Below are 13938 nucleotides of genomic sequence, written 5' to 3' on the forward strand. Positions count from 1 at the left end.
TTTTTCAGCTAAGCTTTAGTGCCGAAATTGGATTAAGCGTCACCTCCGGCGCCCGGGCTTTTAAGCCTGGGCTGTCTGCTTCTGGCGCTTCTGACCGATAGCGGTTTTGACCAGATTTGTCCCAAACTCCCACATCGGTCCGGGGAACTTCGTCACCTCGGACAGGACATTGTCGAAGGCCTGCACGCAGCGGTCTACCTCTTGCTGCCCGATGATGAGCGGCGGAAGCAGCTTGACCACGTCCATGTTGTGCCCGGCCACGTGGGTCAGGATGCGGTGGTTGGCCATCAGTGAGCTGACGACCATCTGCGCGAACAGCTCCTGATTCACTTTGTGGATGGCCTTCCATGCCATCTTGAGCTTGAGCGAACGGGGTTGCTGGAACTCGACGGCGATCATGCAGCCTTTACCACGCACTTCCTTGATCAGGTCGTGGCGAGCCTTGAGGTTGTTGAGGCCATCCATCAGCTTTTCACCCATGACCCGGCTGTTTTCGACCAGGTTCTCGGACTGGAGTACCTCAAGCGAGGCCAGCCCGGAGGCCATGGCCAGGTTATTACGGCCAAAAGTGGTGGAGTGCACGACGCAGCGGTCGAGCCGGGAGAAGACCCCCTGGTAAATCTTGCGGGTGGTGACGATGGCGGCACAGGGGACATAGCCACCGGAAAGGGCCTTGGCCATGGTCACGATGTCCGGCTCCAGATCCCAGTGCTGGAACCCGAAGAGCTTACCGGTGCGTCCGAGGCCGGTCTGGACCTCGTCGGCGATAAAGAGAGCCCCGTACTTGCGGCACAGGTCCTGCGCAGCGGGGAAATAGTGATCATCGGGGATGTGGACGCCCTTACCCTGTACGGGCTCTGCGATAAACGCAGCCACATCGCCTTGCTTCAGCTTGGCTTCGAGGTCGGCTACGTCGTTGAAGGCGACCTTTTCTACCCCCGGCAGGAACGGACCAAAGCCCTCCTGGAACTGTGCGTTCTGGGTGGCACTGAGGGAGCCGTAGCTCAGGCCATGATAGGCCCCGGAAAGAGACAGGATGCGGGTGCGGCCGGTGGCGGCGCGGGCAAACTTAAAGGCACCCTCGACGGCTTCGGTGCCGGAGTTGGCGAAGAAGCAGGCATCCAGATGCGGCGGCGTGATCTCGACAACCTTCTCTGCCAGCAGCCCGCTGAGCAGGGCGCAGTCCATCTGCACCATATTCGGCAGGTCCAGGGAGAGGACGTCTTCGATCGCTTTGCGCACGACAGGGTGGTTACGGCCCATGTTGTAGACCCCGTAACCACTGAGAAAGTCCAGATAGTCACGGCCGTCCATGTCGTAAAGGTAGGACCCTTCGGCGCGGGCGTAGACTTTGTCGAAGCCGATCGTGCCCAGCACTTTGGCCAGGGTACGGTTGACGTACTTATGATGCAGGTCGTAGTTCTCGCCCTGTCGTTCGGTAATAATTGCTCTCAGATCGAAGGCCATGGTTTTATCCAATCCGCCATTTATAGCGCCTCATGCGGAAATTGCAATGCTTGGTGAGGCTTTAGCCTGCCACTGTCGAAAATGACAGCAGGTTTTATGACAAGTATCATTGTCCGCGATAAGACTCGGTTGAAAAATAGGTAATATTCAGTCTCCCAACAAAAGGAAAAAGTTCCTTCTCCTGTGTCTGGGAATCGGTAAAAGGGTGAAGGGGAGTGATCTACGAAAAAGTCAGCTCCGTCCAGACGGCTGCCGGACGAAAGAGGCGACGGGGGAATCAGTCGTTGCTGTCCTGCCCGTGGGCTTTCTCCACACGAGCGGTAAAACGCTGGGCCCAGGTTTGAACCGCCTCTGCGATGTCGCCCCATTTGTTCATGCTCTGGCGCACTTCGAGCTTTTTCCCGGCTAGCGTGTCGATGACTGCGCCCTCGCGCTGGCCGGAGACTGAGTCGAGCATCTCTGCCTCGATAGAAATAGAACCGACGCCCATCGGGGTGCCGCCTGTGGCCTGGTTGGCCGCATCGGCGATCCGCGCATAGGGCATCCACGAGCCTGCGTACATGACCGGGTTACCGGGGACGACGTTGACGATGGCGATCCGCAGCACAGCCACGCCTTCACCCCGCTGGAAGACGACCGGATAGCCTGCCGCATCGAGGGCTTTGGTCAGCTCGGCGCGAAAGTAGTCGGTCAGCTTCTTGAGATCGTCCGGGTTGACACCCTTGAACTGGGCATCATTGGCGGTGTAGACGATGATCGGCGAGATGATGAACTTATCGTAGTGGGCCAGCTCGCCCTCCTCGCGTACCCAGACCCAGGCTCCCGTGTCGGAGTCTTCCTTAAACCCTTCGTAGCTGGGCAGAAAGCCCGACTTCGTCATGGGCGCTTCCTTGGTCGGCATGACAGAGCTCACGCCTTCCTTGATCGGATCCGTGACGGCGCCGACAACCTGCTGGGCGGGGCCGGGCTGGCTGTCCGCATCCAGTGAAGAGCTGGAGCTGAGGATGGCGCTATTATCGGTGATGTTCTGGGTGCGCTGGTTCACGCGGTCACGCAGATTACCGAGAATACCCCCGCCCAGGATGCCTTCCTGGCTGCTGCTGTCGTCACTCTGGGCGTGCAGACAGACTGCACCTGTAAGGAGACAGATGGCCAGGGTGAGGAATTTCATGGCACAAAAGCGTGGCTAAGACGGAATCGTCAAGCGGCAGGCTAGGCCTTCTGGAGCTGCTCGACGACTTCCTGGATGAGGAATTCCGGGGTCGAGGCACCGGCGGTCACACCGATTCGCTTGTAGTTCTTCCGGAGGTGTTCGAAGTCCAGCTCGGAGGCCGTCTCGACGTGGTAGGCGGGCAGTCCGGTTTTTTCCACCAGAGCGGCGAGCTTACGGGTGTTGGCCGAGTGGCGACCACCGACCACAACAATGGCTTCGGCGCCGGAGTCCTTGAGGACGTGGATGTCGCTCTGGCGTTCCTTGGTGGCACCGCAAATGGTATCAAAGACCTGGGCTTCCGGGTAGGTTTCCTTGAGGATGCCGGCCAGGCGCTCAAACTCGTCGGTGAACATCGTGGACTGCGAGACGAAGCAAACCTTGTCGCCAAGATTGGGCAGGGCGCGGATGTCGTCCTCGTTTTTGACCACATAGCCACGGTCCTCGGTGTAGCCCATCAGGCCGATGACCTCGGGGTGCACGGGGTCGCCAAAGATCACGGTGGTGAAGCCCTTGCGGGAGTGCAGCTTGATCTTACCGGCGATGATGCCCACGTCCGGGCAGGTGGCGTCCTTGAAGTCCATGCCGAGCTCCTTCAGGTAGGTGCGGCGCTCAGGGGAGATGCCGTGGGCACGCACGACCAGGACACCGTGTTCACGGTCCTGCTCGGTGACTTTGACTTCAGTCTTGCTCTGGTAATCGCCGACTTCCTGGATGCCGACGGCTTCCAGTTTTTCCATCATCTGCTTGTTGTGGATCAGGGGGCCGTCGGTGTAGACCGGGCGCTTGCCCTCTTCGGCAAATTTGGCTGCGACGTTGATGGCGCGTTCCACTCCCCAGCAAAAGCCGGCGCTTTGGGCTCGTATAACTTCCATGGTAAAAATAGCTCTGTAAACCTACTTAGCCTGTTTCGCCATTGCAAATACGCAAGGGTATTTTTAATGGCTCCTATTCGCTATGTTTATAAGAAACGCTGATCATGCCTGATAATCTGCCCTGGTTCGCCGGGGGGGCTTTCCCCCTCTATCTGGCTCCGATGGCCCGCTACACGGACTTCGGCTTCCGCCAGCTGTGCAAGGAGCAGGGCGCCGATGTGATGGTGACGGAGTTTGTCCAGGCCGACGGTCTTCTGCGCGGCGGTCCCCAGGCCTGGCGGGCGGTGGACTTCACCGAGGGTCAGCGACCGATGGGCGTCCAGCTTTTCGGCTCAAATCCCGAGACGATGGCCGAGGCGGCCCGCCGTGTCTGGGAAAAGGTACGCCCGGACTTTATCGACATCAACTACGGCTGCCCGGCCTGCAAGGTCATCGACCAGAACGCCGGTTCCTCCCTGCTGCGGGACCTCGACCGGCTCGGCGCGGTAGCCGAGGCGGTGGTCAAGGCCCTGCCGGAGTGCCCCGTGACCGCCAAGATCCGTATCGGCTGGGACCACAAGTCCATCGTCGCGATGGAGGTGGGCAAGATCCTGACCGATGTCGGTATCCGCGCGCTCGCGGTACACGGGCGCACGAAGGAGCAGGGCTACGGCGGGCACGCCGACTGGGACGTGATCGAGCAGGTGGCCCGCGAGCTGCCCATCCCCGTCATCGGCAACGGCGACGTGCGCGACTGGCACTTCGTGGCCCGCATGCGCAGGGAGTCCGCTGTCTCCGGCCTCATGATCGGCCGTGCCGCGCTCGGCTACCCGTGGATTTTCAATGTCATCAAGCAGACCCTCGCCACCGGCGAGGCCCCCGAGCCCCCCACCGTGCGTGAACGCTGGGCCACGGTTTTTCGCTATCTGGACCTGCTGCTGAAGGGCCCGTACAAGGCCAAGCCCGCGGACGACATCGCCTGGATGCGCGCCAAGGTCAAATCCCTGACCAAGGACATGGCCGGCTCCCGCAAGCTCCGCCCCGCCATCGACCGCGTTAAATCCCTCGACGAACTGCGCGCCCTCTCGCAGGAACACCTCGCCGAGTACGGCGAGCCGCCGGGCTATTCATGCTGGGGGTAAGCGGTGCGTGACCGCACAGGACGTTTTTTTTCGAAGAAGCTCACACGGAGGCACAGGGGCACGGAGATAGGTTCGCTGGCGTCTGATGATTGATCCTCTGCAATGGAAAGAGCGACAAGCCGACGAGCCAACCTTCGAACTATAGTGTGCCGGGGCTATTTTGATGATTTCTCCCTTTTTTCTCCGTGCCCCTGTGCCTCCGTGTGAGTCTTTGTCTTCTCCCCTTTGCGTACTTCGCGTCCTTTGCGGTTAATCTATTCGGGATTTGCCAAGCTGCGTGTGTCGCATTACTCACTGGTCTTCAATGATCCATTGCCGCGAGCTGACCGTTAAAACCCCCGATGGCAAGACGACGCTCCTGCGCGGGGCTTCGGCGGAGTTTTTGGCGGGCGGCATGAACGCCGTTATCGGCCCCTCGGGCTGCGGTAAGACCACCCTGATGAAGGCCATCCTCGGTATCCTTCCTGCCACGGGTGAGGCGTACTGCGGGGGAGACCGGATCACCCGTTCGGAGGACCTGGTGGGGCGGGTTGGGTTCGCGCCGCAGTTCAGCATCGCCCAGCCCAAGCTGACGGTGGAGGAGTCCCTGCGCTACGCGCTGGAGCTGTACGTGAGCGACGCGGACGAGCGCGCCCGGCGGCTGGAGACGATTTTAACGGTCATTGGGCTGGCCGAGCACCGGGCCAAGCGCGTGGAGTCGCTCTCCGGGGGACAACTGCGCCGCATCGGCCTCGGGCTGGAGCTGACGCTCGACCCGCCGTGCCTGATCTGCGACGAGGTCACCTCCGGGCTCGACCCGCTCTCCGAGGACCAGATCCTCGCGCTCATGCGCACGCTCTGCGAGCAGCGGGGGAAAACCTTTCTGTGCATCATCCACAACCTCGCCAAGCTCGACTGCTTTGATCGGATCACGGTCGTCTACGAGGGCGACGTGGTCTTTCAGGGGACGCTGCCCGCGCTGTGCGCGTTCTTTGAGATCCCCGATGCGCTGCACCTCTACGATCGGCTCAACACCCAGCCGCTGGCCCATTGGCAACAGCGGTGGAGCGAGCAACGAGGCGCCGCGCTTGCCCCGGGAGGCGAGGGGAGTGGTGCTGCTGAGGAGACGACGGTAAGTGCATCCTTCGAGTCAGAGCCAGCACAGACAGAAACACCTGCCCCGACCGCAGCCCGACCGGGGCATGTCTCGCAGTTGCTGACGCTTTTGCAGCGGCGCTTTGTATTGTTTTTCCGCGACACCGGTTACCTATGGCTGACGCTGGCCATCACCTTCGGGTTCCCGTGTCTGGTGGTGATCTTCGCGCTCGACGGGCTGCCGCAGATTCAGTCCCTCGCGCTCGACCGCTCGCTGGGCTTTTTGGATGAGCTGCAGCAAAACATGCAGTTCAAGATCGAGGCGATGGAGACGGCCTCGCTGGTGACGGGGCTGGTCATGTTTCAGGTCATCCTGCTCACGCTGATGGGCTCAAACAACGGCGCGCGTGAAATCGCCGCCGAGCGCAGCCTCTACGAGAAGGAGCGCCTGAGCGGGCTCGGCGTGGTGCCCTACGCGCTCTCGAAGATTGTTTTTGTGCTGCTGATCGCGGCGTTCCAGGGGGCGTGGATGACCTTCTTCGTCAAAGTGATCTGCCGCTTCCCCGGTCCGTGGCTGACGCAGCTGGCGATGCTCATCCTTGTGTGCGGTTCGATGAGTCTGGTCTGTCTGGGCTTTTCGGCGCTGTGCAAGTCGGCGGAAAAGGCCAGCCTGCTCTCGATTTATCTGGTCGGTTTTCAGCTTCCGCTCTCGGGCGTGGTGCTGGCTCTGCCAGACGCGCTGGTGTGGTTCTGCCGACCGTTTATCAACAGCTACTGGGGCTGGGCCGGGTACTTGAGCTCCATGCTCGACACGCGCCTGTGGGACGCCTTTCGCGAGAACAACGCCGACTGGGTTGCATCGCCCGCGCAGGCCATCGCTGTGCTCGTGCTACAGGGGGCTGCCGCTGCTGCCCTCATCCTCTGGGGCTGCTCCCGCACAAGGGGGGCGTGACCGCACAGGACACTCCGGCTGGAGCAGCATTAAGGGGCTTCGCCCCTACGCTCGAAGTCAATGGTAATTTGCCTACAAGGATGATAGGCTGCTCAGGTGAGGTGAGCGGACTTTGTTTGGGTTGGCGACAATCGCCGCTGCCCATGCCACCGCTAAGGCGGTGGCATCAATGCTGCTCCAGCCGGAGTCACAGGTGCAGGACCGCGTCCTGCCGCTCACTGCGTTCGCTGTCCCGATTACTTCTTGCCGGTCTTTTCGGGAGACGGCGGTTTGAGCGTAGGCTGGCCCTGAAGGTAGCCGAGGGACTCGAGAAACTTGTCCGCTTCGATCAACGTGAGGGTGTAGTGCTCCGGGTTTTTGCTTTTATTAAAGAAGCCGTGTTTCTGGCCTTCGTAGATGTGGAGATCGCAGCGGACGCCCACGTTCTGCATGCGCTTCTGGTACTCCTCGACGGTGGCAACGGGGACCAGCTGGTCACTGTCGCCGATGAGGATGACGGTGGGCGGGGCGTCGGCGTCGATGTTGTTCATGGGCGAGAAGCTCTCCCAGTAGTCCTTGACGCGCTCGTAGCCGTAGCCGTTGGGGCCGTTGTCGATGACGGGGTTGAAAAGCACGAGTGCATCCGGGGTGCAGCTGACGGAGGTGTCGGCGTCCTCGTCATAGGCATCGACCAGTGCGGTCGCCGCCGCCACGTGGCCACCGGCCGAGCCGCCACCGGCGGCGAGCATGTCGGGATCGATGCCGAGCTCATCGGCGTGGGCGCGGACCCAGCGCATGGCGGACTTGCCGTCACTGACGCACTTGCGCGGATCGGTGCCGTGTCCTTTTTCGGTCCGGTACTCCGGGCAGATGGCGACCATGCCGCGCGAGGCCAGGTACTTGGCTTGTTGGGAAAAATGCGAGGCGCTGCCGCCTTTCCAGCCACCCCCGAAAAAGAGCACGATGGCGGGTGTTTGATCGGAAGGCTTATGACCCTCGGGGTAGTACACGTACAGGTTCAGCGTTCCCTGGTCGGTCTTTTTGTAGGGGATCACCGCGTCGGCCTTGGGGCCACCGTAGGCGGCACCGAGAGTCACCAGCGAGGCGAGGGTACAAAACAAAACGCGAAGGGATGAACTGAGCTTTATCATGGGTAAAACTATTAGGCCCGGGAGCTGTCCGGGAATCAAGGGTTTTCAAGGATACGGCAGCGACATACTTATGCGCACATGTAAATGCCCTTTGCTTGGGCTGTAAGAGCGCGCTTGCCATGCAACTTTATGACCGTAGAGTGGTTAGCATCTATTAGCATCTACTAACCCGGCTGCCCGGCGCTCCGGATTTTCGTATGGCTTCCTCGAAATTCAACCCCCTTGTTTCGGCGGCGATCTTTATCGGCGTGGTCGCCGTGATTGCGGTCATGCTGCTGGTGATGCGTTCGGACGGGATTGGCTCGCTGGAGTCCTTTCCTGCGCAGACCTACCGCAGCCAGCCCTCCAACCTGCTCGGTAACGAGTACGCGCTCACTGCGCAGATTCACTCCCTGCTGGACTGGGAGGAAGGCACCGGGCGGTTGCTCGCCGTGGTGCCGGATGACTCGGACCAGCGCCTGCCGGTCTTCATCCCCGACGCCCTCGGCCTGAGCATTCACACCGGCCAGCGCTACAAGATGAAGGTAGCCATCCGCCAGGGCGGGCTCATCTACGTGGAAGATTTGGAGAAGTACTAAAATTTCGCCGACTATGCTGGTAGCCCTCTAACCCTTTATACGCCCTCTCAACCCAAGTCCTTTCGTCGACATGCGCACCCTGTCTTTGCTTCTGCTGACCAGCCTATCGGCCGCCACTTTGATCGCGCAGGCCCCGCCAAGTGTCGGCCTGCCTACGCGCACGACGCCAAAGGCCCAGCCTGCAGCCGCCCCGGCTGCCCAGCCGTCCAACGCCAACACGATGAATGTCGGCTCCGGCGGCGGGATGTTTGAGAGCGAAACACTGCGGGCGTTTTCCAAGGACCTCTTTGACACCGACAGCGACGCGGTGGATCTGGAGGAGGGGACGCTCAACTGGAAGGGCCGCACCTTCGCCATCGGGAACTCTCGCGTGGTACGTGCGCGCTTCGAGCGCTACCTGGCCACCCCCGCGCTGCCGGATGACGAGGACGTTTACCTCGGCATTATCGAGCGGGTGCACGAACTGCTCTCGCAGGTCGGGCAGGGTGAGGTCAAGGACGCCCAGCAGCTCAACGACGAGCTCTTCGAGGCGTGGCAACTTTTGTTCGTCGCTGCCCGCTACGAGATGGACGGGGGCACCTCGCTGGTTATTGCCAATCAGGTTTACAACGTTTGGCGCATCCGCGACGAGAACGTCAACCTCGATCAGGCGCAGGTGATGCTGGCCGATGAACAGAGGAAGATTCAGGACGAGCTGGTATCCGGCGACTGGTACAAAAAGGTCGAGTTTGACGAGAACCAGAGGCTCAAGGCACAGGGCCGGCACACCGGCGAAACCTTTGAAGGAATCACCGAGGCGACGTTCCGGGCGGAGCGACTGGCCGAGACGCAGGCCCGTATCACCGGGCTGGAGGCCCAGCGCGTGACCAACGGCCTGCAGGCGAAGCTGCAGTTCCAGTCGCAGTTGCTGAACATGTTGCTCTCCCGCCGCTTCGAGCACTGCCTGATCGGGTGCATGTTCTACCGCTACGTTTTCAAGGGCTCGCACATGCAGATGATCGTCGGGCAGGAGCAGCTCAAGGGCTTTATCCCGATTTCGGATTTTTCACCGACGGTGGAGACGCTGGAGTTTATCGCCCGCGAGGCCATGGCCGATGTCAAAAGCGGCATGCGCACGGTGGAGACGCTCTATGATGGCAACGAGCGCTACGGCGCACTGGAGCGCCTGCAGGAAACGTACTACCTGGGTGAATACATGCCGCAGGTGCTGGAGTTCCCGCCGGAGAAAAAGCGCGAGCTGCTCAAGCTCTACCGCCTCGTGCGCGAGGTGCAGATGCTGGCCGACCTGAAGGACTACGGCGCGATTGAGGCCAGTGTGGACCAGATTGGTGAGATCGCGCAGGACTTCCCCGCCTCTCGTGTGCTCTCTGCAGTACGCTCAGCTGAGCGCCTGAGTAACCTCTCTCTGCTGGCCGCCCAGCAGGCCCTCGCCATGGGGCAGACAGACAAGGCCGAGAAGTCCCTCGCCCGCGCCACCGAGATCTGGCCGCTGAACCCGGCCATCAAGACCTTCACCCTCGACATCGCCAACCGCGCGGACATCTCCACGCAGGCCACGCTGATGTTTGACCAGCTCTACACCCGCGAAGACTTTAGGCAGATCTACGACCGGCGCACGGAGTTCGCCGCCGCGCTGATGCAGGACCCGCTGCGCTCCGAGCAGCTGCAGCAGGTGGCCGAGCGCGTCGGCACGGTCGATATGCTCATCGCCGCTGCTCAGGAGCAGTCCGAGCAGGAGAATGCCTACGAAGCGTGGGAGATGCTCCTGCGTGCCACCGATCTGGAGCCCAACGACCCCTCGCTCGCTCGCGCCAAGGCGGCAGTCGCCCCGCGTGTGGCGGACTTTGTCGGGGCGGTCGATGCCGCCGAGCGGGCCGAGAAAAACGGCCAATACGCCGTGAGCCTCAGCCGTTTTCTTGCGGCGCAGGATATTTACCCGGCCTCCAAGACGTGTCGCATCGGCATCGAGCGCGTGAGTAAAGAGCTGATGGACCAGATCAAGGAAACGCAGGCCAAGCAGGACGCGGAGGGCTGAACCTGCCTGTCGCGGCGTTTTTCCAGACCCAAACCGCCGGGCTCCTGTGTGAAGGGCAAGGTCTGCGACTTTGCTTTTGGCTCTGCTGGAGTGGGGTCTACACACTGGACAGGGAGCTTTACGCTTGTGTAAAAAGCGAAGCCGAATAGCTGTAGGTGTACTAATTTACGTTATGAGGTTCGCTACTCTGTCTTTCTTCGCGCTAAGCGTGCTCTGCCCGTTGGCTTCGGCTGAGATCCCGGTGCTCAACTACAGCTACTCAACGTCCCCCTCCGGCAGCTATCCAGATAGTGGCGGTACGGAGTTGACGGATGGTGTAGACGAGACGGTTGCCTGGGGGAGTGGTATGACTATCGACGGCTCAGATGCAGTACCGCTGGTAGGCTGGTTGAACAATAACGCTAGCATCACCTTTAATTTCTCCGAGGAGGAAACGATCCGCAGCGTCACCGTTTGGGCCGCGGATAGCGATAACTACGCTGGTGTGGGGTTGCCCGCAACGATCACGCTCTCAACCCCCGGTGAGGCCTTTTCGCAGACTTTCAACGTGGTCAATCCTGCCGGTAACGGTACGACGATACCGCTCACCTTTAGCGGGTTTTCCGTGACGACGGATCAGTTTGTTGTGAGCTTTACCCGTGCGTCTCAGTGGACGATGCTTTCGGAGGTTGAGTTTTCCGACGTGCCCGAGCCCGCCCACGTCGGGGCGGTTCTCGCTCTGGGGGCTCTGCTTTGGGTTGGCGTACGTCGCCAGCGCAAGCAGGCGTAGCTAACTGCTCGTCTTAGGAGCTAATGGACCGGCGCTGAGAGACTGACGTCCGCAGCTACTCAGTGTCTTTATCGACGACCAGTGAGCACTCCTTACAGCGTCCGGATTCGAACTGAATCGTGGCGTGGTTGATGCCGAAGTGTTCGTGCAGCTCGTGTTCGATGCGGTTAAGGAGCTCCGTGGTCTGGCTGACCATGCGGTCCTCGATCTCCACGTGCGCCTCGAAGTGTACGTTCTGCTCGTTGAGCGCCCAGAGGTGCGCGTGGTGGACATTGCAGACACCGTCCATGTCGCTGATCGCCGCGTCGATTTCCTCTAGGGTGGGGGACTCGGGAGCGGCCATCATGAGGATCTTTGAGGCGTGCCAGACGATGGCCCAGCTGGCCTTGATCAGCCAGATTGAGATAAGCACCGTCAGCAGCGGGTCCACCCAGGTAGCGGACTCCCAGACGAGGATCACGATCCCGCCTGCAATGACGCAGATGCTGACGATGGCGTCGCTCAACACATGCAGGTAGGCGGCGCGCATGTTAAGGTTTTCCTTGGAGCCACGCTGGAGCATGACAGCCATCACGATATTCGCGATGAGGCCGATGAGGGCGACGCCAGCCATGATGCCCGGCTCGATCGGCTCGGGGTGGATGAAGCGCATGACCGCCTCGTACATCAGCCACAGGCTCAGGCCGATTAGCACGCCGGAGTTGAGGACAGCGGCCATGATCTCAGCCCGCTTGAGCCCAAAGGTGAAGCTGTGTGTGCTTTTGGCATCACCCAGGCGCAGCGCAAAATAGCTGATGACCAGAGCAAGGGCATCGGTGGCGGTGTGGAGGGCATCCGAGAGCAGCGCGAGGCTGCCGGAAATGATCCCGCGGTGATCTGTGCCGCGGTGATCACCAGGCTGATCATCATAGCCTGCAGCAGGCGCTTGCGGGGAACTCCTGGCGGGGCGTGGCTGTGACCGTGCCCGTGGGAATGGCCGTGACCGTCCGAATGGCTATGCGTATGCGCGTGAGTGTGCATGTGTTTCTGGCTTTAATGAAACGGAATCTCAGGTGGCAAGCGTGGAGAATGGAATTTCTTTGTGACGACTCTGCAGGCCGCTCCAGGCTTGACTTTGGGGGCATAGGGCGGTGCGCTTGCTGTTGCAATGAGGTTGCGTAAACGCGAGCATCCGGAGGCGGATTTTCAGATGGCGCCCATGATCGACATGGTGTTTCTGCTGCTGGTTTTCTTTCTCTTTGCCGGGACGCTCGCCCGCGCCGATAAGCCCCGCGACGTCGATCTGCCGGAGTCCGCCCAAAGCGAGGTCCCCGACAACACCGCTCACCGGGCGATTGTATCTGTGGAGGCCGACGGTACGGTGTACCTCGGTGCCGAGAAGGTCACGCTGGCGCAGTTGAGCAGCCGGCTGATGTGCGCCCTGAGTGCGCAGCCGCAGCTGGCAGTCGATGTGCGGGCGGACCGGACCACGCCCTATGGAAAAATCCGCCCCGTCCTCAATGCCTGTGCCGAAGCCGGTGTGAGCGAGGTCATTTACGCCACCGTCCAGACGAACTGATATGGCCCGGCTGCGCAGAAAACCCGATGATCGCGTGGGCATCCCGCTGGCGCCCATGATCGACTGCGTCTTTCTGCTGCTGATCTTTTTCATGGTTTCGACGACGCTGGAGGAGCAGGAAGCGGACCTTTCTTTCGAGCTTCCGGGAACGGTTGAGACGATGGCTCCGCTGGACATCCCCGACGAGCAAGTGATCGAAATCCGTGACGACGGGCAGGCCGTGGTCAACGACTATGCCTACGATCGCCCCGCCTCCACGCACTACACGGAGTTGGCCGTTATGCTCGGGCGCTATCAGGCAGCCTGTACCTCGACGCATAGTGAGGCCAGGGTCACACTTGCCCCTGCCGACGGCACTCCGCATCAGGCAGTGGTTAAGGTCATGGACGCCTGCGCCCGCGCCGGGGTGCACGATGTGCAGTTCGCGCAGTAGGTGCGGAGAGTTTGAGCGTTTGAAGGTTGGGGAAGGGGGGCGAAGACGGGGGAGCTGTCCGCCCATGGCTTTTCTTCCGGAAAAACCATCCCGATCCGGAGGATCACGGGTCGAGGGTTATGCCTCGGGGGGCAGCGACTGCAAGGAGCGATGGGGCGGAGCCCCATCATTGCTGCTCCAGCCGGAGTTTGCGGTTGCCAGTGGGAGAGGCTTGGGGAAAATGGTGGGCATATGGCATTGGTCCCCGTCCTCGTCTCGATCCTGCTTATTTTTTTACTGCTGTTTTTCGCCACGTTCTTCCTGCGTCTGGGGGCGAGTGTGGCCGGTGTGCCCAAGCACAAGAACACCCTTGGCCGGGCGGTGCTCATCCTGCTCATCACCTGGCTGGTCATCACCGCACTGGGTGGAGCGGGGACGTTTATCCCCGGTTTGGGTAATATTCTGGGGGTGCTGATCGCCGTATTGATTAACGTCCTGATCATTGGCGGTATCTTCGATGTGACCTTTGGCAAAGCCTTCGTGACCTATATCTTCAGTCTGGTCTTTCAGGTCGTATTCATCGCGATCGGCGTCCTTATCCTCGGGCTGCTCGGCGTGAGTGCTGCCGCTCTGGCTGCGTAAAGTTGTCGATAGAGTTCCCTCAAAACCTCACTATGGGCGAGTAGGGGGTGCCAGTCTCAGGGTACGAAAAACGGCGGGCTCATGTGAACCCGCCGTCAAAGATATTCAGCCTGGA

At 61.0% G+C, this 13938-nt stretch carries 13 protein-coding genes; 8 read left to right on the forward strand and 5 right to left on the reverse strand.

The annotated features are described in order from the left end of the window. Positions 1-60 precede the first annotated feature (60 nt). The 3 genes from K0V07_RS08930 to ispH all read right to left on the reverse strand — a co-directional run bounded on the left by K0V07_RS08930 (position 61) and on the right by ispH (position 3552). Positions 61-1467 (reverse strand): aspartate aminotransferase family protein, encoded by a 1407-nt coding sequence (locus K0V07_RS08930; protein ID WP_220621045.1) that lies wholly within the window; start codon positions 1465-1467, stop codon positions 61-63. 277 nt (positions 1468-1744) lie between these two features. Beyond that, positions 1745-2638 (reverse strand): DUF3313 domain-containing protein, encoded by an 894-nt coding sequence (locus K0V07_RS08935; RefSeq protein ID WP_220621046.1) that lies wholly within the window; start codon positions 2636-2638, stop codon positions 1745-1747. A gap of 41 nt (positions 2639-2679) precedes the next feature. Then, a complete protein-coding gene (ispH, locus tag K0V07_RS08940) occupies positions 2680-3552 on the reverse strand; it encodes a 4-hydroxy-3-methylbut-2-enyl diphosphate reductase (RefSeq protein ID WP_220621047.1) in 873 nt (290 codons plus the stop codon). Between the two features lie 104 nt (positions 3553-3656). On the opposite strand from ispH, the gene K0V07_RS08945 reads away from it, so the two are divergent. Both K0V07_RS08945 and K0V07_RS08950 read left to right on the forward strand, forming a co-directional pair. Further along, positions 3657-4673 carry a tRNA-dihydrouridine synthase family protein gene (locus K0V07_RS08945; protein ID WP_220621048.1) on the forward strand — a complete coding sequence of 339 codons (1017 nt, stop codon included), beginning with the start codon at positions 3657-3659 and terminating at the stop codon, positions 4671-4673. Positions 4674-4977: 304 nt separating this feature from the next. Next, positions 4978-6699: an ATP-binding cassette domain-containing protein gene (locus tag K0V07_RS08950; protein ID WP_220621049.1), complete on the forward strand. Its 1722-nt coding sequence runs from the start codon at positions 4978-4980 to the stop codon at positions 6697-6699. A 236-nt stretch (positions 6700-6935) separates the two neighbouring features. On the opposite strand, the gene K0V07_RS08955 is transcribed toward K0V07_RS08950, so the two are convergent. Beyond that, entirely contained in the window at positions 6936-7829 is an 894-nt protein-coding gene (locus K0V07_RS08955) for an alpha/beta hydrolase (RefSeq protein ID WP_220621050.1), read from the reverse strand. A gap of 197 nt (positions 7830-8026) precedes the next feature. On the opposite strand from K0V07_RS08955, the gene K0V07_RS08960 reads away from it, so the two are divergent. From K0V07_RS08960 to K0V07_RS08970, 3 genes are all read left to right on the forward strand, one after another. Next, positions 8027-8407, forward strand: a complete 381-nt coding sequence (locus K0V07_RS08960) for a hypothetical protein (RefSeq protein WP_220621051.1) — start codon at positions 8027-8029, stop codon at positions 8405-8407. 70 nt (positions 8408-8477) lie between these two features. Then, positions 8478-10442: a hypothetical protein gene (locus K0V07_RS08965; RefSeq protein WP_220621052.1), complete on the forward strand. Its 1965-nt coding sequence runs from the start codon at positions 8478-8480 to the stop codon at positions 10440-10442. A gap of 172 nt (positions 10443-10614) precedes the next feature. Further along, positions 10615-11211, forward strand: coding sequence for a PEP-CTERM sorting domain-containing protein (locus K0V07_RS08970; protein ID WP_220621053.1), 597 nt, complete (start codon positions 10615-10617; stop codon positions 11209-11211). 55 nt (positions 11212-11266) lie between these two features. On the opposite strand, the gene K0V07_RS08975 is transcribed toward K0V07_RS08970, so the two are convergent. After that, a complete protein-coding gene (locus K0V07_RS08975) occupies positions 11267-12076 on the reverse strand; it encodes a cation diffusion facilitator family transporter (protein ID WP_220624081.1) in 810 nt (269 codons plus the stop codon). A 282-nt stretch (positions 12077-12358) separates the two neighbouring features. Here K0V07_RS08975 and K0V07_RS08980 point away from each other — a divergent pair, with 282 nt between their 5' ends. The 3 genes from K0V07_RS08980 (at position 12359) to K0V07_RS08990 (ending at position 13823) form a co-directional block, all read left to right on the forward strand. Continuing rightward, positions 12359-12769, forward strand: coding sequence for a biopolymer transporter ExbD (locus K0V07_RS08980; protein ID WP_220621054.1), 411 nt, complete (start codon positions 12359-12361; stop codon positions 12767-12769). A 1-nt stretch (position 12770) separates the two neighbouring features. Continuing rightward, positions 12771-13202: a biopolymer transporter ExbD gene (locus tag K0V07_RS08985; RefSeq protein WP_220621055.1), complete on the forward strand. Its 432-nt coding sequence runs from the start codon at positions 12771-12773 to the stop codon at positions 13200-13202. 231 nt (positions 13203-13433) lie between these two features. Further along, positions 13434-13823: a hypothetical protein gene (locus K0V07_RS08990; protein WP_220621056.1), complete on the forward strand. Its 390-nt coding sequence runs from the start codon at positions 13434-13436 to the stop codon at positions 13821-13823. Positions 13824-13938 lie beyond the last annotated feature (115 nt).

Source organism: Ruficoccus sp. ZRK36, assembly GCF_019603315.1.
Lineage (GTDB): Bacteria > Verrucomicrobiota > Verrucomicrobiia > Opitutales > Cerasicoccaceae > Ruficoccus.

Excerpts from the sequence above, each read along its gene's own strand:
- K0V07_RS08955 (WP_220621050.1), bottom strand. The coding sequence starts at position 7,829 with ATGATAAAGCTCAGTTCATCCCTTCGCGTTTTGTTTTGTACCCTCGCC.
- K0V07_RS08930 (WP_220621045.1), bottom strand. The coding sequence starts at position 1,467 with ATGGCCTTCGATCTGAGAGCAATTATTACCGAACGACAGGGCGAGAAC.
- K0V07_RS08935 (WP_220621046.1), bottom strand. The coding sequence starts at position 2,638 with ATGAAATTCCTCACCCTGGCCATCTGTCTCCTTACAGGTGCAGTCTGT.
- K0V07_RS08950 (WP_220621049.1), top strand. The coding sequence starts at position 4,978 with ATGATCCATTGCCGCGAGCTGACCGTTAAAACCCCCGATGGCAAGACG.
- K0V07_RS08960 (WP_220621051.1), top strand. The coding sequence starts at position 8,027 with ATGGCTTCCTCGAAATTCAACCCCCTTGTTTCGGCGGCGATCTTTATC.
- K0V07_RS08990 (WP_220621056.1), top strand. The coding sequence starts at position 13,434 with ATGGCATTGGTCCCCGTCCTCGTCTCGATCCTGCTTATTTTTTTACTG.
- K0V07_RS08970 (WP_220621053.1), top strand. The coding sequence starts at position 10,615 with ATGAGGTTCGCTACTCTGTCTTTCTTCGCGCTAAGCGTGCTCTGCCCG.
- K0V07_RS08980 (WP_220621054.1), top strand. The coding sequence starts at position 12,359 with ATGAGGTTGCGTAAACGCGAGCATCCGGAGGCGGATTTTCAGATGGCG.
- K0V07_RS08965 (WP_220621052.1), top strand. The coding sequence starts at position 8,478 with ATGCGCACCCTGTCTTTGCTTCTGCTGACCAGCCTATCGGCCGCCACT.
- ispH (WP_220621047.1), bottom strand. The coding sequence starts at position 3,552 with ATGGAAGTTATACGAGCCCAAAGCGCCGGCTTTTGCTGGGGAGTGGAA.
- K0V07_RS08985 (WP_220621055.1), top strand. The coding sequence starts at position 12,771 with ATGGCCCGGCTGCGCAGAAAACCCGATGATCGCGTGGGCATCCCGCTG.
- K0V07_RS08945 (WP_220621048.1), top strand. The coding sequence starts at position 3,657 with ATGCCTGATAATCTGCCCTGGTTCGCCGGGGGGGCTTTCCCCCTCTAT.